Raw genomic sequence first — 19,215 nt, 5'->3', positions numbered from 1 at the left:
CTCGCTGTCGGTAGTTGTGTCGTTTTGGAGAGTGACGGGTGCTCCGCTAGGTTCTGGGGGCCTTTTGGACCCCTTTTCGGCCCTCTGGAGCGTGTCGGTGTGAGCAATCCGCAGTACGAGACGTACGGGACTCGTGGGACGTACGGGTACGGGACGCCTGAGATGTACGGGCCCTATGGGGCGTACCTCCAGGGACCCGGCCCGGCCCCGGCCCCGGCGGCGGGGTACGGCACGTGGGAGATGCCCGTCACCGGCGACGCGTACCGGGCCACCCACCGGCCCGCCTACGAACCGCCGCTGCTGCCGCGACAGGCGCCCGGCGGGACCGTGCCGGACCTGCGCGAGCCCGTCCTGCGCCCCCGCTCGGACCGGCGCGCCGCACACCGGCGCCGGGCGCGCTACGCCCGGCGCTCGGAACCCACGATGCGCCGACTGGTGCCGCAGGCCCTGGTCGTCGCCTTCCTGGCCGGCGGCACCAGCGCGTTCGTCGCCAAGGACAAGGCCATCGAGCTGAGCGTCGACGGGAAGACGCGCACCCTGCACACCTTCGCCGACGACGTGACCGAACTGCTCGCCGAGGAAGGCGTCCCGGTGGGGGCGCACGACGTGGTCACGCCCGCCCGCGGCTCGGAGCTGAGCAGCGGAGACGAGATCGCGGTGCACTACGGGCGCCCCCTGCGGCTCACGATCGACGGCGAGCGGCGCCAGGTGTGGACGACGGCGCGCACCGTCGAGGAAGCGCTCACACAGCTCGGGGTGCGCGCGGAGGGCGCCTACCTGTCGGCCGCACGCTCCCAGCCCATCGGCCGCGCCGGGCTCACCCTCGACGTGCGTACCGAACGCGCGGTGACGGTCATCGCGGACGGCCGCGCCCACACCGTCCGCACCAACGCGGCGACCGTCCGCGAGACGGTCGAGCAGGCCGGGATCACGCTGCGCGGCCAGGACACCACGTCCGTGCCGTCCGGCAGCTTCCCGCGGGACGGGCAGACGGTGACCGTGCTGCGGGTGACCGGCACCAAGGAGGTCCGCGAGGAGCCGATCCCGTACCAGGTGCGCCGGACCAACGACCCCGCGCTGTTCCGGGGCATCGAGGTGGTCGACCGTGCCGGACAGCCGGGCGTGCGGCGCGTGACCTATCTGCTGCGGACCGTCAACGGGGTCCGGCAGAAGCCGCGCCGGGAAAAATCCCGGGTGGTCCGCGAGCCGCTCACCCAGCTCGTCCGGGTGGGCATCAAGCCGCCGCCGCCCTCCGTCGCGGGCGCCGAGGGACTGAACTGGCGCGCCCTCGCGGCCTGCGAGTCCAGCGGGCGGCCCGCCGCGGTGGACCCCTCGGGCACCTACGGCGGCCTCTACCAGTTCGACACGCACACCTGGCGCAGCCTGGGCGGCAAGGGACGCCCGCAGGACGCCTCGGCGGCGGAGCAGACGTACCGGGCCAAGAAGCTGTACGTGCGCCGGGGCACAAGCCCCTGGCCCCACTGCGGGTCCCGCCTGTACGGGTGACCACCGAGGGGCCCACGGGGCCGCGGGGCGGCTGGGCCGTGGGGCCGCTGGAGTGCGGCCCCGGTGGACTGCGGTCGCGCCGGAGGGTGGGTTCGACGGACCGTGGCGCCGGTGGACCGCGGTCTCGCCGGACCCCGTGCCCGCCGGGCCGTGGGGGCGTGTGGAGGTCGCCCAACCGGCCGGTGGGGCTAGGGGGTCGTCGCGGGCCCGTACCCTTGTGCCGTGAGCAGCCCCACCCCCGACGCCCTCCTCGGCCCCGCCGACATCCGTGAGCTGGCGGCAGCGCTGGGCGTGCGCCCGACCAAGCAGCGCGGCCAGAACTTCGTGATCGACGCGAACACGGTCCGCCGTATCGTCCGCACCGCCGGGGTCCGCCCGGACGACGTGGTGGTCGAGGTCGGCCCGGGGCTCGGCTCCCTCACCCTGGCCCTGCTGGAGGCCGCCGACCGGGTCACCGCCGTCGAGATCGACGACGTGCTGGCCGCCGCGCTGCCCGCCACGATCGCCGCGCGGATGCCGGAGCGCGCCGACCGGTTCGCGCTGGTCCACTCCGACGCCCTGGACGTCACCGCGCTGCCCGGTCCCGCCCCGACGGCGCTGGTCGCGAACCTGCCGTACAACGTGGCCGTGCCCGTGCTGCTGCACATGCTCGACACCTTCCCCGGGATCGAGCGGACCCTGGTGATGGTGCAGTCGGAGGTCGCGGACCGGCTCGCCGCCGCGCCCGGTTCGAAGGTGTACGGCGTCCCCTCCGTCAAGGCGAACTGGTACGCCGAGGTGAAACGGGCCGGGGCCATCGGGCGCAACGTCTTCTGGCCCGCGCCGAACGTGGACAGCGGGCTGGTCTCCCTGGTCCGGCGGGCCGAACCGGTCAAGACCACGGCGTCGAAGCGGGAGGTCTTCGCGGTCGTGGACGCGGCGTTCGCGCAGCGCCGCAAGACCCTGCGGGCGGCCCTGGCCGGATGGGCCGGTTCCGCGGCGGCGGCCGAGGCGGCCCTGGTCGCGGCCGGTGTCTCGCCGCAGGCACGCGGGGAGTCGCTGACCGTGGAGGAGTTCGCGCGGATCGCGGAGCACAAGGAGAGCAAGTGAGCGTCACGGTACGCGTACCGGCCAAGGTCAACGTCCAGCTCGCCGTGGGTGCCGCCAGGCCCGACGGCTTCCACGACCTGGCCAACGTCTTCCTCGCGGTCGGCCTGTACGACGAGGTCACCGTGGCCCCGGCGGACGAACTGCGGGTCACCTGCGCAGGACCGGACGCCGATCAGGTCCCGCTGGACGGCACCAATCTCGCGGCGCGCGCGGCCGTCGCGCTCGCCGGGCGCCGTGGCATCGAGCCCGCCGTGCACATCCACATCGCCAAGGACATCCCGGTCGCCGGTGGCATGGCGGGCGGCAGCGCGGACGGGGCGGGCGCGCTGCTGGCCTGCGACACGCTGTGGGGTACGGGCTCCTCGCAGGCCGAACTCATCGGTATCTGCGCGGAGTTGGGCAGCGATGTGCCGTTCAGCCTGCTGGGCGGGGCGGCCCTTGGCACCGGGCGCGGTGAGCGGCTGACGGCGCTCGACGTCGGCGGCGCCTTCCACTGGGTGTTCGCGATGGCCGACCGTGGCCTGTCCACGCCGGCCGTCTTCCGCGAGTTCGACCGGCTCGCCGAGGGCCGTGACATCCCCGAGCCGGTGGCCTGCCCTGACCTGTTGGACGCGCTCGCGAAGGGCGACCCGGACCTGCTCGCGGCGGGCATCTCCAACGATCTCCAGCCCGCGGCCCTGTCCCTCTTCCCGGAACTGGCGGACACCCTGGCGGCGGGCCGCGCGGCAGGCGCGCTCACGGCGCTGGTCTCCGGTTCGGGCCCGACCACCGCTTTCCTGGTCCGCGGCCCCGAGTCGGCGGAGCGGGTGGCGCGAGCACTGCGGTCGTCCGGGACGTGCAAGACGGTGCGGACGGCCTCCGGACCGGCGGCGGGCGCGACGGTGCTCTGAGAACGGCCCCCTCAGAGCTCGTCGATCGCCGTCAGATCGATGTCGATGGGGCAGGGCTTGTCGACCTTGATCCGGTCACGGTGCATGCCCATGTGCACATACGCCTTGGTGAGCGGGTCGAGTTCGTAGACGTGGATGACGGGCCTGCCGCTCGTCCCGCTCGCCTCGACGCGCCAGAAGTTCGGGATCCCGGCGGCGGCGTACTTCTGCGGCTTGGTCGTGCGGTCACGGGACTCGGAATCGGGCGAGACGACTTCGACAGCCAGGAGTACGTCCTCGGCTCGGTAGCTCGTCTGTTCCGGCCCGGTGATCGCATCAGCCCGGATCACGCTCACGTCCGGTTCGGGGCCGTTGCGCTTGTCGAGGACCACGGTCATCTCCCGGCTGACCCTGAACTCGGCGGGCAGATCACTGCTGCGCAGGCCGAAGACGAGCAAGTCGACCATGTTGCCGTGGAAGCGGCGCTGCGGACTCACGAAGATCAGGCTCCCGTCGATCAGCTCGGTGTGCGGCGGGAGATCAGGCAGCGTGAACAGGTCGTCCACGGTGTAGCCGTCCTGCGGCGGCACCGGCCACTGGACGTGGTGCTCGACGGACTCGGCGGTCATTGTTCCTCCCATGGACGGGATCCTGCTGCCTGTGCTCCACGGTAGCCGCCGGATCCCGATCGCGTCATCACAAAGAGTGACTGACCCCGCGCGCCCCGCCCCCGCCGCCGCAGGCCCTACGCTTGAAGGCTGATCGATCCCCGCGCACAGGAGTGAAATGGCCGTCAACCTGGTCAATGTCGAGAACGTCAGCAAGGTGTACGGCACGCGTGCGCTGCTGGACGGCGTCTCGCTCGGCGTGTCCGAAGGGGACCGGATCGGGGTCGTCGGACGCAACGGCGACGGCAAGACCACCCTCATCCGGATGCTCGCCAAGCTGGAGGAGGCCGACACCGGGCGCATCACGCACTCCGGCGGGCTGCGGCTCGGCGTGCTCACGCAGCATGACTCGCTCGACCCGGCGGCCACCGTGCGGCACGAGGTCATCGGGGACATGGCCGACCACGAGTGGGCGGGCGACGCCAAGGTCAGGGACGTACTGACCGGCCTGTTCGGCGGCCTCGACCTGCCGGGCTTCCCGGCGGGCCTGGACACCGTCATCGGCCCGCTGTCCGGTGGTGAGCGGCGCCGGATCGCGCTGGCCAAGCTGCTCATCGAGCAGCAGGACCTGCTCGTCCTGGACGAGCCCACCAACCACCTCGACGTGGAGGGCATCGCCTGGCTGGCCGGGCATCTGCGGGAGCGGCGTTCGGCGCTGGTGTGCGTGACCCACGACCGCTGGTTCCTGGACCAGGTGTGCACCCGGATGTGGGACGTGCAGCGCGGCGCGGTCTACGAGTACGAGGGCGGCTACTCCGACTATGTCTTCGCCCGCGCCGAGCGCGAGCGCATCGCCGCCACCGAGGAGGTCAAGCGGCAGAACCTGATCCGCAAGGAGCTGGCCTGGCTGCGGCGCGGCGCGCCCGCCAGGACCTCCAAGCCGCGGTTCCGGGTGGAGGCCGCCAACGAGCTGATCAAGGACGTGCCGCCGCCCCGGGACAGCAGCGAGCTGATGAGGTTCGCCTCCTCGCGGCTCGGCAAGACCGTCTTCGACCTGGAGGACGTGAGCGTCCAGGCCGGTCCGAAGATGCTGCTCAAGCACGTCACCTGGCAGCTCGGCCCCGGCGACCGGATCGCTCTGGTCGGGGTCAACGGCGCCGGGAAGACGTCGCTGCTGCGGGCCATGGCGGACGCGGCGCGCACCGCCGGCGAGGCACAGCCCGTGAGCGGCCGGGTCGCCGTCGGCAAGACGGTCAGGCTCGCCTATCTGTCCCAGGAGGTCGCCGAACTCGACCCGTCCTGGCGGGTCCTGGAGGCCGTGCAGCGGGTGCGCGAGCGGGTCGACCTCGGCAAGGGGCGCGAGCTGACCGCGGGGCAACTGTGCGAGACGTTCGGCTTCACCAAGGAGAAGCAGTGGACGCCGGTGGGCGATCTGTCGGGCGGTGAGCGGCGGCGACTGCAACTGCTGCGGCTGCTCATGGACGAGCCCAACGTCCTCTTCCTGGACGAGCCCACCAACGACCTCGACATCGAGACCCTGACCCAGCTGGAGGACCTGCTCGACGGCTGGCCCGGCTCGATGATCGTCATCTCCCACGACCGGTTCTTCGTCGAGCGCACCACCGACCGGGTGTACGCGCTGCTCGGTGACGCCACGCTGCGGATGCTGCCGCGCGGCATCGACGAGTACCTGGAGCGGCGCCGGCGCATGGAAGAGGCCGTGGCCGCCTCGGCCGCCGCCGCGGCGCCGAAGCCCGCGGCGGCGGAGCGCAGCGCCGCCGACCAGCGGGCCGCGAAGAAGGAACTCCAGCGGATCGAGCGCCAGTTGGACCGCGTCTCGGAGAAGGAGACCGCGCTGCACGGGCAGATCGCCGAGCATGCCACCGACTTCGCGAAGGTGGCCGAACTCGACGCCCGGCTGCGGGACCTGGCGGCCGAACGCGAGGAACTGGAGCTGCGCTGGCTGGAACTGGCGGACGACGCGTAAGCGCTCCGCTGGTTGTGCCGTGATATGGCGTCGGTTGTCTGCGGCGCCGTTGTGGCTGGTCGCGCAGTTCCCCGCGCCCCTTACGGGGCGCGGAGGTGAAGGGGGCGTGAAGGCTCGTAACGGGGGTATCACGGGGTGGTTCTCCCTTGGGAACAGGGGTGGATCCGGCCAGGGTCGCGTCCGGTACCGGGTGATAGAAAGGGCCGTCTGAGTACCGTCTGAGAACGACCTTGGGTCCATCGCGAACCTCAGGGCGTGGCTAAAAATCAGTGAACGAGGGGGAAGAGCGCTGATGACTCAGCCGCCCGACCAGCCGCCGCAGGGCGGTTTCGGAGCACCGCAGGGACAACCGCCGCAGGGCGGAGGATTCGGGGCTCCCGAGACCCCGCCCGCGCAGGGAGGTTTCGGCGCAGCCCAGGGCACCCCGGGCACACCGCCCCCGCCCGCGCAGCCGCCGCAGACGCCGGGTCCGTACGGCCCGCCGCAGCAGCCAGGCCCGTACGCCCAGCCGGGACCCTACGCCCAGCCGGGCCCGTACGGACAGCAGCAGGGCCCCTACGGTCAGCCGCAGCAGCCGGGCCCCTACGGTCAGCAGCCCGGCTACGGCTACCCGCAGCAGCCGCAGTACCCCGGCGCGCCCGGCACCCCGCCGCCCGGCGGCTCCACGAGGAAGAAGACCGCGCTGATCGTCGGCGGGGCGGTGGCGGCGCTGCTCCTCATCGGCGGCACCGTGTACGCGGTCAGCGGTGACGACGGCGGGAAGAAGCCGGTCGCCGAGCGGTCCGACGACGCCAAGCCGTCGGCCTCCGGCTCCGGCGACCCGGTCGACCCCGGTGACGGCAGCGGAAACGGCGGCTCGGACCCGGAGGACCTCAACGAGGGCCGCCAGGCGGGCGAGTCCCGGGTGCTCTGGTACAAGTCGGCGCCCGACGCGCCCGGTTCCGGCGCCGACGCGCCCGGCATGTGGATCACCGGCAAGACGGCGGTGAAGGCCGCGTACAAGCAGGTCTTCGCCTACGACGTCGCCGACGGCAAGCCCTCCTGGGAGCCGATCACCTTCCCGCAGAAGATCTGCGCGGTCACCCCGCGGAAGACCGCCGACGACAAGGTCGTCGTGGCGTACATGAGCGGTTCCAGCGACCGCGCCAAGTGCAACCGGCTCCAGGTGATCGACCTCGGCACCGGCAAGAAGGGCTGGACCGGCACGGTCGCCGACGGCGCCCTGTTCGACAGCACCATCACCATCGAACTGACCCTCAGCGGCAAGACGCTGATGGTGGGTCGCTCGCAGTCCGGCACGGCGTACGACATGGACAGCGGCCGGAAGCTGTACGACAAGACCAAGTACGGCAACGCCTGCTTCCCGACCGCGTTCGCGGGCGGCACGAGCCGGCTGATCTCCGTGGCCTCCTGCGACGCCACCGGCAGCAACGAGCACGACGAGATCCAGGAACTCGACCCGGCCACCGGCAAGGTCAAGTGGACCCAGCCGGTCAAGAAGGGCTGGAAGGTCGCGCGCGCCTACTCCGTGGACCCGCTCGTGGTCTACCTGACCAACGAGGACAAGAAGGCCTGGAACATCTCCACCTTCACCGGCAGCGGCGGCTTCCGCTCGGAGGTCACCGTCGACGAGAAGTTCGCTCCCCGGTGCGGCTGGGCGATCCTCGCGCGTGAGCTGCAGGGCTGCACCGGCGTCGCCGCCGACGCCGACACGCTCTACCTGCCGACCGACGCCGCCAGCGGCGCCAACGAGATCGTCGCGATCGGCCTCGCCGACGGCAAGGAGAAGTGGCGCGTCAAGTCCCCCGCGGACGAGTCGATGGCGCCGCTCAAGGTGGAGGGCGGCCAACTCGTCGCCTACGTCCAGCCGTCGTACGACGCGGGCGGTCAGGTCGTGTCGATCCCGACCGCGGGCGCCGCCCACAAGCCGGTCAAGCTGCTGCAGAACCCGCAGTCCACCGCGACCATCGAGAACAGCTTCTTCGACGGCGCGGTCGACTGGGTCGACGGCAGGTTCTACATCTCCTCCACCCGGCTCACCGGCAACGACGACTCGAAGGAGAAGCTGATGCTCGCCTTCGGCAAGTGAGCCCGGTCGTCTCCGGCGCGCACCGCGGCGCCGGACCGCACCGCATTCCTTCCGCCGTCTCCTTCGTCGTCTTCGTCGTCGCCGTCTTCGAGCGTTCCTCCGAGGTGTCCCCGTCATGACCCAGCCGCCGCCCCCGCCCAACCAGCCGCCCCAGCAGGGTGGTTTCGGCCCGCCCCAGGGCCCGCCGCCGCAACAGCCCGCGGGCCAGCCGCAGCCGCAGCCCGCGCCGGGTGGCTTCGGTGCGCCCCAGCCGCCCGCGGGGCCGCCGACGCCACCGGCCACGCAGGGCCCGCCCGCGACCCCGCCGGGCTTCGGCAAGGCCCCGGAGCAGGGCCCCGGCCATCCGCAGCAGCCGCCGCAGGCTCCCCAGACCCCGCCGCCCCCGCCGCCCGGCTACGGGTATCCGCAGGCACCGCAGCCCCCGCAGGGCGGGCCCCAGACACCCCCCGGCTACGGCTACCCCGGCCAGCAGCCGGGCCCGTACGGCCAGCCCAACCCGTACGGCCAGCCCAACGCGTACGCCCAGCAGCCCGGTTACGGCTATCCGGGCCCGCCGGGCATACCGCAGCAGCCGCAGCCCGGTTCGCCCGGCGGTCCGGCGAAGTCCAAGGCGCCGCTGATCATCATCGTGTCGGCGGTCGTCGCCATCGCGCTGATCGTCGTCGGCGGTCTCGTGTACACGAAGTCGTCCGGCGACGACTCCTCGAAGAAGGACACGGCGCACTCCAGCGGCGGCACCGGCGGCAAGGACGACAAGGGCGGCTCCGGCGGCGCCGGCACCGGCGGCAAGGAGAAGGCGCCCGCCGACACCGCCTCCAAGGTCCTCTTCCAGGTTCCGCTGCCCACGACCGACGACACGGTCGTCACCTCCGGCTCCTGGCTCACCGACAAGGTGTACGCCAAGAGCGGCATCGCCGAGATCGTCGGCTACGACCCCGTCAAGGGCGGCAAGCTGTGGACGGTCAAGCTGCCCGGCCCGGTGTGCGAGGCCACCGACCACATCACCTCGGACAACAAGACCGCCGTCGTCTTCCAGCCGCGGATGCCGAAGAAGGGCTCCAGCGAGGGGTGCAGCCAACTCGCGCTGATCGACCTCGACGCGGGCACCAAGCTCTGGACGAAGACGGTCAACTCCGGTGACCGGCCGATCAACTTCGATAACGTCACGATCGCCCAGAACACGGTCGCGGTCGGCAGCACCAGCGGGGGCGCCGCCTTCGACCTCTCCGGCAGGGTGCTGTGGCAGCCGAAGCCGACCGACACCTGCTACGACGCCGGGTACGGCGGCGGCGCCAAACTGGTCGCGGTCCGCAAGTGCGGCAGCTACGACAACCGTCAGCTGCACATCCAGACCATCGACCCGAAGTCCGGGAAGGTGATCTCCGAGTACAAGATGACCGCGGGCATCGAGTACGCGGCGATCGTCTCCACCGACCCGCTGGTGGTGGCCGCCGACGTCGGCGACAGCGCCGGAGACGGCAGCGGCATCTCCGACTACTTCTCCATCGACAACAAGACCGGAAAGCTGCGCGCCCGGATCTCGGCGCCGGGCGACGACTACGCCGGACGCTGCGACGGCATCTCCCGGATCGAGTACTGCCGGCAGATCGTCGTCGGCGGCGACAAGCTGTATGTGCCGACCGAGGAGCACGACGGCAGCGGCCAGTACAGCAAGACCAACGAGATCGTCGCGTTCGACCTCGCCACCGGCAAGCAGACCGGGCAGCGCGGGGACGCCGGCGACGGCTACACGATCACCCCGCTGCGCATGGACGGCGCCAACCTGATCGCGTACAAGCGCCCGCCCTACGACAAGGGCGGCCAGATCGTCAGCATCGACGGCAACTCCTTCAAGGAGACCAAGCTGCTGGAGAACCCGGCCACCAAGGCGGTGCGCGACGCGGAGACCAGCATGCTGCCGGACTACGCGGAGATCCGCTACGCGCAGGGCCGCCTGTACATGTCGGCGGTGTTCGCCCACAAGACCAACACCGCGTACGGCAAGGAGTATCTGGCGGTCGCCTTCGGCACCGCCGGCTGACCGCCGGCCCGCCCGGCCCCACGGCCCCGTCCCCCGCTCGCCGCGGGGGGCGGGGCCGTGTGCGTACCGCTCACCACCCGCGCATGCCGGGACGGCAGGAGATTCCTTCGATCCGGGGCACTTCTCCTCTCTAGGGGCAGCGCAACGTCGAACAAGCGTGTAGCTTCCGGGGGCAATGAAGGACGAGGTGCCGGGGGGCCCTCTGTCCACGCGGACCGGTGGGCATCCATAGTGGGGGCTCCATGGGGGGGACTGGGGGGTTGCTCTGTGGGAGTGCGGCTCATGGTGGTGGACGACCACCGATTGCTGGCCGAGGCGCTGGCCTCGGCGCTGAAGCTGCGCGGGCACCGGGTGCTCGCCGCGGCGGCGCCGTCCGTGGGCGCGGCCGACCTCGTGATCAGCCGCGCGCCCGAGGTGTGCCTGCTGGGTACGGCCGCGCCTGCCGAGCCGGGCACCTTCGACCCGGTGGTGAAGATCAAGCGGGAGCGGCCGCAGGTCGCGGTCGTGGTCCTCGGGCCCGTGCCGTCGCCGCGCGGGATCGCCGCGGCCTTCGCGTCCGGCGCGTCCGGGTACGTGCGGCACGACGAGCGGATCGAGGGGGTGGAACGGGCGATCATGAAGGCGCGGGCGGGGGAGGCGGCCGTCGCTCCGCAACTGCTCCAGGGCGCCTTCGGTGAACTGCTCAATCCCGCCGCCCAACCCGACGACGAGGGCCGGCGGCTGCTGCAGATGCTCACCCCGCGCGAGGTGGAGGTCCTGGTCCGGGTCGCGGACGGCGAGGACACCCGGCTGATCGCCGCCGGCATGGGCATCGCCCCGTCGACCGCCCGGACGCACGTCCAGCGGGTGCTGATGAAACTGGGCGTGGGCTCCCGCCTGGAAGCAGCGGCCCTGGCAGCCCGAACCGGCCTACTGGACCATGCAAACCGTTCCTAGAGACTGAGCGGGAGTGAGTCCTGTTGCCAGGACTCGTGCTCAGCCGGGCGTCCCGAACGGTGTTGGGCGTCCTGGTTCCGCGCGTTCGCTCCGCGTCCGGCGCGTACGGATCGTGTCCGTGGTCCGGGGATGCGGGGGCGCGGTCCCTCACGCCCCGGGGTCACCGGTTCGGCCTGGACGGTCCGATGCCCCTGCTCATCACTCCGGTGAGCAGGGGGCGGTGCCGTCCGTCGCCGGACCGGGTGTCCCAGGGCGCGCCTGCCGATCGCCACGGCGGCTGCGTCGTGACGGGTCGTTCTGCGTGTTGGGGTGGTGAGGGGTTTCTGCCAGTACCGGGCGCCCCACTTGGAGGTGTAGGCCGGGTCGACGGCGACGATGGTGATGCCGAGCCCGGCCGCCATCGACACCAGCCGGGCCCGCAGCCTGCTGACCGGCATGCCGGAGACCAGCTTGCGGAACCGCTTGTTGCGGCCGTGCTTCTCGCGGGTCTTCTCCGCCTGGAAGTCAAGGTCCTCGACCGCGATCGCAAGGTGGTGGCGTCGGGCCCAGTGCAGCAGGCGGATCAGCGCGTGGCGGACCTGGGCGTCGCGGTGGGCGGCAGTGCCCGTGAGGTCGTAGCCGAACCGGAGGGGTCCGCCGACGGGATTGCCGTGTGCGTCCAGGCGCCAGGCGGCAAGGTGATCGGCGTTGGTGTCCACGCCAGCCATCCCGTTCGCGCGGGCCGTGGCCAGGGGCACGGTCTTGACCGGGGGGATCGTCCACGACGCGGTGACATACCAGCGCCCGCGCAGCACGTCTTCATGGATGCGGTAGGCAACGGCCCGGTTCGCGGTGACACGGTCACGCCACTGCTCACCCCGGTGCGTGAACACCACCCGGGAGGTGAGCACGTACCGGCCGTGCGGGGCGTTGGCCAGATACGCCAGAGGGGCTGGGAGCTTGAGGGACACCTCACCATCGGGCGTGATGCGGATCGTCTCGTTGCCGAAGCGCTTGCCGGACTCCCCGTCGGCCTGTAGGAACCGGCGCGCGGCCTGCCACCGTGTCCGCCACTGGTCCTCGGTGAGCTGGGCAGCGTCGAGGTGGTGGCGGGTGTTCAGCAGCCGCTTCCCGCCCCGCACCACGTGTACGGCACCGGCCTCCCGGTCCGCCCGCGCCGCCTCCAGCCGGTCGGCCAGCACGTGCAGACGCCGGGTCTTGGCGAACCACTCCCGCCGGCTGCGGTAGCCGCCCGGAGCCCGCTTGCCGCCCTTCTCCCCGACCGGCAGCGACAGCCGGTGCGCGATCGTCCTGACCCCGGCTTCGAGACTCTGGATGTGCGCATGCTGTCCACGCCGGGCCAGCGCCCACTGATCATGGCTGGCCTTCGTGATGCTGCCCGCCCACCGCGAGGAGGACTCCCCGGTCAGGGCCCGCTTGCGCTCGGCCCACCGGTCGCTGTCGTGGTCCGGACCGGCCGCGCACCGGGCCTTCAGATCCTGGGACGCGAGCATGCTCAGATGGTCACCGACCAGACGCAGTACCTCCTCGTCCGCGGCCGTCAGGCCCTTGAGCCGGTCACGGACCGCGACCCCCGAAGGACCGGGTGCCACGAACGGCGCCGCCAACTCCCGCAGCTCACCCATCCCCTCACCCTCACACCGACCGAAGAACCCCTCACCACACCAACGACCACCACCGGCAAAGGTCACCCATTCGACAGGGGAACCTCCGTTCTGGCCCACCCGATCACACCCGCCACAACCCAGACACTCACTCATACACACCAGAACACGCCCATGCACAGCCAACCGGCAGCAGTTCGCGACCACCCCTAGCCGTCTTGTCCCGCAGCACCGACCGCTCATCCGGCGCCGGCGGCTGAGAAGCCGACAACAACCGTCCCACCGACGCCGACTGCGGTCCACCTCGGGCTCCCACCGGCGGAGGGCTGCTCCCGACGGCGGACGCCCATCGCCGTGCCGTGCGGCCATGCGCGGGCCTCGGCGTGTGCCGCAGCCGGTTGGTGACGGCGGGGTCACCGGTTGCGGGCGGGGTGGTGGCGGCCGTCGTCCGCCTCGGCTGTCGTCGGCGGAGGGGCTGCCCTGGTGGCGGTCGGTCGCCGCCGTGCGGGGGCTCGTGCGTGGGTCTCGGTGTGTCCCTCAGCCGGTGGTGACGGTGAGGCGCACCGGTTGCGGGCTGGTGGCACTGGCTGTCGCCGCCGGAGGCGTGACGGCGGCGGTCGCCGGTGGGGCCGTGCCAGGAGTGTGGTGGTTGGCGTTCGGGCTCGTCGGACCGTTGGGTCTGGCCCGCTTGAGCGGGTCGTCGGGGGGCTGCGTGCGGCCACGCGGACCAGCGCGCGGTACGCGTAGGTGGCGCCGTGGGGCGGTCGGTCGGGGCGGCGTGCGGTGGCTGCCGTGTGCCGACGGTGGTCGCCGGCACGCTCGCCAGGCCCTTGCAGCGCCCACCGCATGCGTCCCGGCCCCGCCCGTCACCTGCGTCTTCGGCCGCGCCCACCGCCTACGCCCGCCGCCTTCGTCTCCGGCCGCACCCGTCACCTGCGCCCTGGCCCGGCCCGCCGCGCGCATCCCGGCCGTGCCCGCCGCGCGCATCCCCGGCCCCGTCCGCCGCGTGCGTCCTCGGCTGTGCCCAGGAGCGGGTTACTCGGGGTGGGTGGTGTCGTCGGCCGGGGACGGGGGTGGCGGGGGTGGGGTGGGGCGGAGGCTTAGCCAGGCCAGGAAGAACAGGCCCAGGATCAGCATGCCCAGGCCGGTCCACAGGTTGATGTTGACGCCTTCGGCCTTGTCGATGGCGGCCTGCGAGTCGGTGATGCCGACGATCGTGACGATGACGCCGTAGACGATGAACAGGCCGCCGATGATGCGGCGCAGGTCGAAGATGCGGGCGGCGGTCGCGGACTTCTGCTCCAGCTCGGTGACTTCCCGCTGGATGTCGTGCTCGGAGTGCTCGGAGTGCTCGGAGTGTCCGGACTGCCCGGAGTGCTCGGTCATGGTTGTTCAAACTCCCCTTGGGACGGCCGTCAGAACGAGAACGGGATGTAGCAGACGGCGGCCAGCACCACCGCGCCCCAGCCCAGCAGGGCCGGCCTGCGGTACCAGGCGTCGTCACCGGCGGCGGGGGCCTCGGCCATCCCCGGGGACCTGGTGCCGTAGACCAGCCCCTGCAACTCCCCGGCCGGCTTCGGCTTGGTGAACAGCGACACGGCCACCATGACCACCGCACCGGCGACGAAGCCCGCGATCGCGGAGACGAAGTTGGCGCCCTGGTCGGAGGGGATGCTGATGATGTCCTTCTTGTACATCACAAAGTAGTTGACCATCGCGGTCACGGTCCCGGCGAGCAGGCCCCAGAAGCCGGACTTGGCGGACGCCCGCTTCCAGAACATGCCGACGATGAACACGACGAACATCGGCACGTTGAAGAAGGAGAACAGCGTCTGGAGGTAGCTCATGATGTTCGAGAACGAGGACGCCAGGAACGCCGTGCCGACGGAGGCGAGGACACCGATCGCCGTGATCAGCCGGCCGAAGCGGACGTAGTAGGCGTCCTCGCGGTCCTTGACCACGTACTTCGCCCAGATGTCGTTGGTGAACACGGTGTTGAAGGACGACACGTTGGCCGCCATACCGGCCATGAAGGCGGCCAGCAGACCGGTCACCGCGATGCCGAGCACGCCGTTGGGCAGCAGCTCCTGCATCAGATAGGGAATGGCGTCGTTGTACTGCAGCCCCGACGCGGAGGTGCCGATGTTCGGCACGAGCGCGGCGGCCACCAGGCCCGGGATCATCACCAGGAAGACGATGAAGATCTTCGGGAACGCGGCGATCAGCGGGGTGCGCTGCGCGGCGGAGAGGTTCTTCGCGGACAGGGCCCGCTGCACCTCGGCGAAGTTGGTCGTCCAGTAGCCGAAGGACAGCACGAAACCGAGGCCGAGCACGATGGTCAGCCAGTTGGCGCCGAGCGGGTTGCCGTGCCCGATGCCGGTGCCGCCCCACGCGGTGGTGAAGTTGTCCCCGTGGGCCGCGGTGAGCTTGTCGGTCAGCCCGCCCCAGCCGCCGACCTTCTTCAGGCCGAGGATGGTGATCGGGATGAGGGCCGCCAGGATCACGAAGAACTGGAGGACTTCGTTGTAGATCGCGGAGGACAGGCCGCCGAGCGTGATGTACGCCAGCACGAAGAAGCCGGCGACGACGATGGCCACCCACTGCGGCCAGCCCAGCAGCGCCTCGACGACGATCGCGAGCGCGTAGAGGTTCACGCCGGCGATCAGGATCGCGGCGAACGCGAACAGGACCGAACTCAGCAGGTGCGCCCACCGGTCGAAGCGCAGCAGCAGGAACTCGGGGACCGAGCGGACCTTGCTGCCGTAGTAGAAGGGCATCATCACCAGGCCGAGGAAGACCATGGCCGGGATGGCGCCGATCCAGTACCAGTGGACGGTGTAGGCGCCGTACTGGGCGCTGTTGGCCGCCATGCCGAGGATCTCGGTGGCGGCGAGGTTGGCGGAGATGAAGGCGAGACCGGTGATCCAGGCGGGCAGCGAGCGTCCGGAGAGGAAGAAGTCGAGGCTGGTTCTGACCGAGCGCCGTGCGGCGAGACCGATGCCCAGGACGACGACGAAGTAGATCGCCAGGATCGTGTAGTCCAGCCAGTTGGTGGGGAGCCGTAGCTCCGCGGCCAGATATGTGGGGCTTTGGGTGGGGATGTACATGCGTACTCGCTTCGTTGCGCGAACTGGTCCGTAGCGGAACCTACGCCTCTGTGTTCAGATATTGAACAGTTCTGATGGTGTTCTTTGTTTGATTGTGATGGTCGGGGGAGATGTGGACTTGTGATCTGTTATGTTTGGTTGTGTTGAATGATTGGGTGCGGGCACAGAGGAGTCCGGCGTGAAGAAGACCTCGACCCGGCTGGCCGACGGTCGTGAGCTGATCTACTACGACCTGCGGGACGACACGGTGCGCGGCGCGGTGGACCACCGGCCGCTGGAGCGGACCGTGACGACCTCCGAGATCCGCCACGACCCGCTGCTCGGCGACGCCGTCGCGATCGCCTCGCACCGCCAGGGCCGCACCTACCACCCGCCCGCCGACGAGTGCCCGCTGTGCCCCACCCGCGACGGCCGGCTGAGCGAGATCCCCGACTCCTCCTACGACGTCGTCGTCTTCGAGAACCGCTTCCCGTCGCTGGCCCAGGACTCCGGCCGCTGCGAGGTCGTCTGCTTCACCTCGGACCACGACGCCTCCTTCGCGGACCTGAGCGAGGACCAGGCGCGCCTCGTCCTGGAGGCATGGACCGACCGGACCTCGGAACTGTCCCATCTGCCCTCCGTGGAGCAGGTGTTCTGCTTCGAGAACCGCGGCGAGGAGATCGGCGTGACGCTCGGGCACCCGCACGGCCAGATCTACGCCTACCCCTTCACCACCCCGCGCACCGCACTGATGCTGCGCTCACTTGCGACCCACAAGGAGGCGACCGGCGGCGAGAACCTTTTCGACGCCGTCCTGGAGCGTGAACTCGCCGACGAGCGGGTCGTCCTGGAGGGTGAACACTGGGCGGCGTTCGTGCCGTACGCGGCGCACTGGCCCTACGAGGTCCACCTGTACCCGAAGCGCCGGGTCCCCGATCTGCTCGGCCTCGACGAGCCGGCCCGCACAGAGTTCCCCCAGGTCTATCTGGAACTCTTGAAGCGCTTCGACCGGATCTTCGGCGAGGGCGAGCCCCCGACGCCCTACATCGCGGCCTGGCACCAGGCCCCGTTCGGCACGCTGGACGAGTTCGACGGTGTGACGCGCGACGACTTCGCGCTGCACCTGGAGCTTTTCACCATCCGCCGGACATCGGGCAAGCTGAAGTTCCTCGCGGGTTCCGAGTCGGGCATGAGCGTGTTCATCAACGACGTGCCGCCGGAGCGCGCGGCCCGGCGACTGCGAGAGGTAGCGAGTTCATGAGCGGCAAGTATCTGGTCACCGGCGGCGCGGGCTATGTGGGCAGCGTGGTCGCCCAGCACCTGCTGGAGGCCGGTCACGAGGTCACCGTCCTCGACAACCTCTCCACCGGCTTCCGCGAGGGCGTCCCCGCCGGGGCCGCCTTCGTCGAGGGGGACATCCGCGACGCCGCCAAGTGGCTCGACTCCTCCTACGACGGCGTCCTGCACTTCGCCGCCTCCTCCCAGGTCGGCGAGTCGGTGGCGCGGCCCGAGAAGTACTGGGACAACAACGTCGGCGGCACCATGGCGCTGCTCGGCGCCATGCGCGAGACGGGCGTCCGCACGCTGGTCTTCTCCTCCACGGCGGCCACCTACGGCGAGCCGGAGCAGATCCCGATCCCGGAGAGCGCGCCGACGAAGCCGACCAACCCCTACGGCGCCACCAAACTCGCCGTCGACCACATGATCACGGGCGAGGCGGCGGCCCACGGCCTCGGCGCCGTGTCCCTGCGCTACTTCAACGTGGCGGGCGCCTACGGCGCCTACGGCGAACGGCACGACCCCGAGTCGCACCTGATCCCGCTCGTGCTCCAGGTCGCCCAGGGCCGGCGCGACGCCATCTCGGTGTACGGCGACGACTACCCGACCCCGGACGGCACCTGCATCCGCGACTACATCCACGTCGCCGACCTGGCCGAGGCCCATCTGCTGGCGCTCGGGGCCGCCACCCCGGGCGAGCACCTGATCTGCAACCTCGGCAACGGCAACGGCTTCTCGGTGCGCGAGGTCATCGAGACCGTCCGCCGGGTCACCGGCCACCCCGTCCCCGAGGTCACCGCGCCGCGCCGCGGCGGCGACCCGGCGGTGCTGGTGGCGTCGGCGCGCACGGCGCGCGAGAAACTGGGCTGGAACCCGTCCCGCGCGGACCTCGCGGGGATCGTCGCGGACGCATGGGAGTTCGCGCAGAGCATCGTGGAGGAGCGCTAGTGGGGGCACAGCAGGTGCGGGACGGCTTCGTCGCGCTGTACGGAGCCGAACCGGACGGCGTCTGGTCGGCGCCCGGTCGGGTCAATCTGATCGGCGAGCACACCGACTACAACGACGGCTTCGTCATGCCGTTCGCGCTGCCGCACACGACCGTCGCCGCCGTCTCGCGCCGCACCGACGGCGTGCTGCGGCTGCACTCGGCGAACGTAAAGGACACGGCGGGCACCGCGGGCGGGGTCGTGGAACTCCGGCTCGACGCGCTGGCCCCGGAGTCGGACCGCAACTGGACGGCGTACCCCGCGGGCGTGTTCTGGGCCCTGCGTGAGGCGGGCCACCCGGTGACCGGCGCCGACATCCACCTGGCCTCGACGGTCCCCACGGGCGCCGGCCTGTCGTCGTCGGCGGCCCTGGAGGTCGTGGTGGCGCTCGCCCTGAACGACCTGTACGAACTCGGCCTTCAGCGCTGGCAGTTGGCCCGCCTGTGCCAGCGCGCCGAGAACGTCTACGTCGGCGCGCCCACCGGCATCATGGACCAGACCGCCGCCGCCTGCTGCACCGAGGGCCACGCCCTGTTCCTCGACACCCGCGACCTGTCCCAGCGGCAGATCCCCTTCGACCTGGCCGCCGAGGGCATGCGCCTGCTCGTCGTCGACACCCGGGTCAAACACGCCCACAGCGACGGCGAGTACGGCAAGCGGCGGGCCGGCTGCGAGAAGGGCGCTGCCCTGCTCGGCGTGGACGCGCTGCGGGACGTGCCCTACGACGGGCTGGACGCCGCACTGGCCCGGCTCGGCGACGAGGAGGAGGTACGCCGGCTGGTCCGCCATGTCGTCACCGAGGACCACCGGGTGGAGCGGGTCGTGTCCCTGCTGGAGTCCGGTGACACCCGCGCCATCGGCCCGCTCCTGACCGAGGGCCATGCCTCCCTGCGGGACGACTTCCGCATCTCCGGCCCCGAACTGGACCTCGTGGTGGACACGGCGCTGGAGGCGGGCGCGCTGGGCGCGCGGATGACCGGCGGCGGCTTCGGCGGCTCGGCGATCGTCCTGGCCGAGGCGGGCGACGCCGACGCGATCACCAAGGCGGTCGAGGCCGCGTTCGCCGCGGCCGGATTCACGGCACCGCGCACCTTCGAGGCGGTGCCCGCGGCGGGCGCCCGCCGGCTGGTGTGACC

The 19,215-nt window shown here is 71.4% G+C and carries 15 protein-coding genes; 11 read left to right on the top strand and 4 right to left on the bottom strand.

All coding sequences use genetic code 11. The annotated features are described in order from the left end of the window. Positions 1–99 precede the first annotated feature (99 nt). From ACIRFL_RS12780 to ACIRFL_RS12770, 3 genes are all read left to right on the top strand, one after another. A complete protein-coding gene (locus tag ACIRFL_RS12780) occupies positions 100–1,506 on the top strand; it encodes a ubiquitin-like domain-containing protein (RefSeq protein ID WP_404027194.1) in 1,407 nt (468 codons plus the stop codon). Positions 1,507–1,728: 222 nt separating this feature from the next. After that, complete coding sequence (gene rsmA, locus ACIRFL_RS12775; protein WP_404027191.1) at positions 1,729–2,595, top strand: 16S rRNA (adenine(1518)-N(6)/adenine(1519)-N(6))-dimethyltransferase RsmA; 867 nt, start codon at positions 1,729–1,731, stop codon at positions 2,593–2,595. Continuing rightward, the gene (locus ACIRFL_RS12770) at positions 2,592–3,485 is read left to right on the top strand and encodes a 4-(cytidine 5'-diphospho)-2-C-methyl-D-erythritol kinase (protein ID WP_404027189.1); all 894 of its coding nucleotides are present in this window, start codon (positions 2,592–2,594) and stop codon (positions 3,483–3,485) included. Before rsmA ends, ACIRFL_RS12770 begins: the two co-directional genes overlap by 4 nt. Positions 3,486–3,496: 11 nt before the next feature. Here the strand turns inward: ACIRFL_RS12770 and ACIRFL_RS12765 are convergent, their stop codons facing one another. Next, positions 3,497–4,093, bottom strand: coding sequence for a Uma2 family endonuclease (locus tag ACIRFL_RS12765; RefSeq protein ID WP_404027343.1), 597 nt, complete (start codon positions 4,091–4,093; stop codon positions 3,497–3,499). Positions 4,094–4,250: 157 nt separating this feature from the next. Here ACIRFL_RS12765 and ACIRFL_RS12760 point away from each other — a divergent pair, with 157 nt between their 5' ends. The 5 genes from ACIRFL_RS12760 to ACIRFL_RS12740 all read left to right on the top strand — a co-directional run bounded on the left by ACIRFL_RS12760 (position 4,251) and on the right by ACIRFL_RS12740 (position 11,125). Next, on the top strand, positions 4,251–6,059 hold the full coding sequence (locus ACIRFL_RS12760; protein ID WP_404027186.1) for an ABC-F family ATP-binding cassette domain-containing protein: 1,809 nt from the start codon (positions 4,251–4,253) through the stop codon (positions 6,057–6,059). A 292-nt stretch (positions 6,060–6,351) separates the two neighbouring features. Continuing rightward, complete coding sequence (locus tag ACIRFL_RS12755; protein ID WP_404027183.1) at positions 6,352–8,148, top strand: PQQ-binding-like beta-propeller repeat protein; 1,797 nt, start codon at positions 6,352–6,354, stop codon at positions 8,146–8,148. Beyond that, positions 8,145–8,267, top strand: coding sequence for a hypothetical protein (locus ACIRFL_RS12750; RefSeq protein ID WP_404027180.1), 123 nt, complete (start codon positions 8,145–8,147; stop codon positions 8,265–8,267). Before ACIRFL_RS12755 ends, ACIRFL_RS12750 begins: the two co-directional genes overlap by 4 nt. Next, positions 8,264–10,189 carry a PQQ-binding-like beta-propeller repeat protein gene (locus tag ACIRFL_RS12745; RefSeq protein ID WP_404027177.1) on the top strand — a complete coding sequence of 642 codons (1,926 nt, stop codon included), beginning with the start codon at positions 8,264–8,266 and terminating at the stop codon, positions 10,187–10,189. The genes ACIRFL_RS12750 and ACIRFL_RS12745 overlap by 4 nt, the downstream gene beginning before the upstream one ends. A 267-nt stretch (positions 10,190–10,456) precedes the next feature. Beyond that, positions 10,457–11,125, top strand: coding sequence for a LuxR C-terminal-related transcriptional regulator (locus ACIRFL_RS12740; RefSeq protein WP_404027175.1), 669 nt, complete (start codon positions 10,457–10,459; stop codon positions 11,123–11,125). Here ACIRFL_RS12740 and ACIRFL_RS12735 read toward each other — a convergent pair. The 3 genes from ACIRFL_RS12735 to ACIRFL_RS12725 form a co-directional block, all read right to left on the bottom strand. Then, complete coding sequence (locus ACIRFL_RS12735; RefSeq protein WP_404027172.1) at positions 11,122–12,750, bottom strand: IS200/IS605 family accessory protein TnpB-related protein; 1,629 nt, start codon at positions 12,748–12,750, stop codon at positions 11,122–11,124. The genes ACIRFL_RS12740 and ACIRFL_RS12735 overlap by 4 nt on opposite strands. Positions 12,751–13,764: 1,014 nt before the next feature. Continuing rightward, positions 13,765–14,115, bottom strand: coding sequence for a hypothetical protein (locus ACIRFL_RS12730; protein ID WP_404027169.1), 351 nt, complete (start codon positions 14,113–14,115; stop codon positions 13,765–13,767). 29 nt (positions 14,116–14,144) lie between these two features. Next, positions 14,145–15,836: a sodium:solute symporter family protein gene (locus ACIRFL_RS12725; protein ID WP_404027167.1), complete on the bottom strand. Its 1,692-nt coding sequence runs from the start codon at positions 15,834–15,836 to the stop codon at positions 14,145–14,147. A 178-nt stretch (positions 15,837–16,014) separates the two neighbouring features. Between ACIRFL_RS12725 and galT the strand changes: the two genes are divergently transcribed. From galT to galK, 3 genes are read left to right on the top strand one after another with little or no spacing between them, the layout of a single operon-like run. Further along, positions 16,015–17,076 (top strand): galactose-1-phosphate uridylyltransferase, encoded by a 1,062-nt coding sequence (gene galT / locus ACIRFL_RS12720; RefSeq protein ID WP_404027165.1) that lies wholly within the window; start codon positions 16,015–16,017, stop codon positions 17,074–17,076. Continuing rightward, entirely contained in the window at positions 17,073–18,041 is a 969-nt protein-coding gene (gene galE, locus ACIRFL_RS12715) for a UDP-glucose 4-epimerase GalE (protein ID WP_404027162.1), read from the top strand. Before galT ends, galE begins: the two co-directional genes overlap by 4 nt. Then, complete coding sequence (gene galK / locus ACIRFL_RS12710) at positions 18,041–19,213, top strand: galactokinase (protein WP_404027160.1); 1,173 nt, start codon at positions 18,041–18,043, stop codon at positions 19,211–19,213. The genes galE and galK overlap by 1 nt, the downstream gene beginning before the upstream one ends. Positions 19,214–19,215: the final 2 nt, after the last annotated feature.

This window comes from Streptomyces sp. NPDC102462 (genome assembly GCF_044765425.1).
In the GTDB taxonomy this organism is placed as follows: domain Bacteria; phylum Actinomycetota; class Actinomycetes; order Streptomycetales; family Streptomycetaceae; genus Streptomyces.
The sequence above is the reverse complement of the archived record's forward strand: the minus strand, read 5'-3'. Positions and strand labels throughout refer to the sequence as shown.

Bases quoted from the DNA above. Each gene is read 5' to 3' on its own strand.
- ACIRFL_RS12760 (WP_404027186.1), top strand. From the start codon at position 4,251: ATGGCCGTCAACCTGGTCAATGTCGAGAACGTCAGCAAGGTGTACGGC.
- ACIRFL_RS12745 (WP_404027177.1), top strand. From the start codon at position 8,264: ATGACCCAGCCGCCGCCCCCGCCCAACCAGCCGCCCCAGCAGGGTGGT.
- ACIRFL_RS12765 (WP_404027343.1), bottom strand. From the start codon at position 4,093: ATGACCGCCGAGTCCGTCGAGCACCACGTCCAGTGGCCGGTGCCGCCG.
- ACIRFL_RS12725 (WP_404027167.1), bottom strand. From the start codon at position 15,836: ATGTACATCCCCACCCAAAGCCCCACATATCTGGCCGCGGAGCTACGG.
- ACIRFL_RS12755 (WP_404027183.1), top strand. From the start codon at position 6,352: ATGACTCAGCCGCCCGACCAGCCGCCGCAGGGCGGTTTCGGAGCACCG.
- galE (WP_404027162.1), top strand. From the start codon at position 17,073: ATGAGCGGCAAGTATCTGGTCACCGGCGGCGCGGGCTATGTGGGCAGC.
- ACIRFL_RS12735 (WP_404027172.1), bottom strand. From the start codon at position 12,750: ATGGGTGAGCTGCGGGAGTTGGCGGCGCCGTTCGTGGCACCCGGTCCT.
- ACIRFL_RS12730 (WP_404027169.1), bottom strand. From the start codon at position 14,115: ATGACCGAGCACTCCGGGCAGTCCGGACACTCCGAGCACTCCGAGCAC.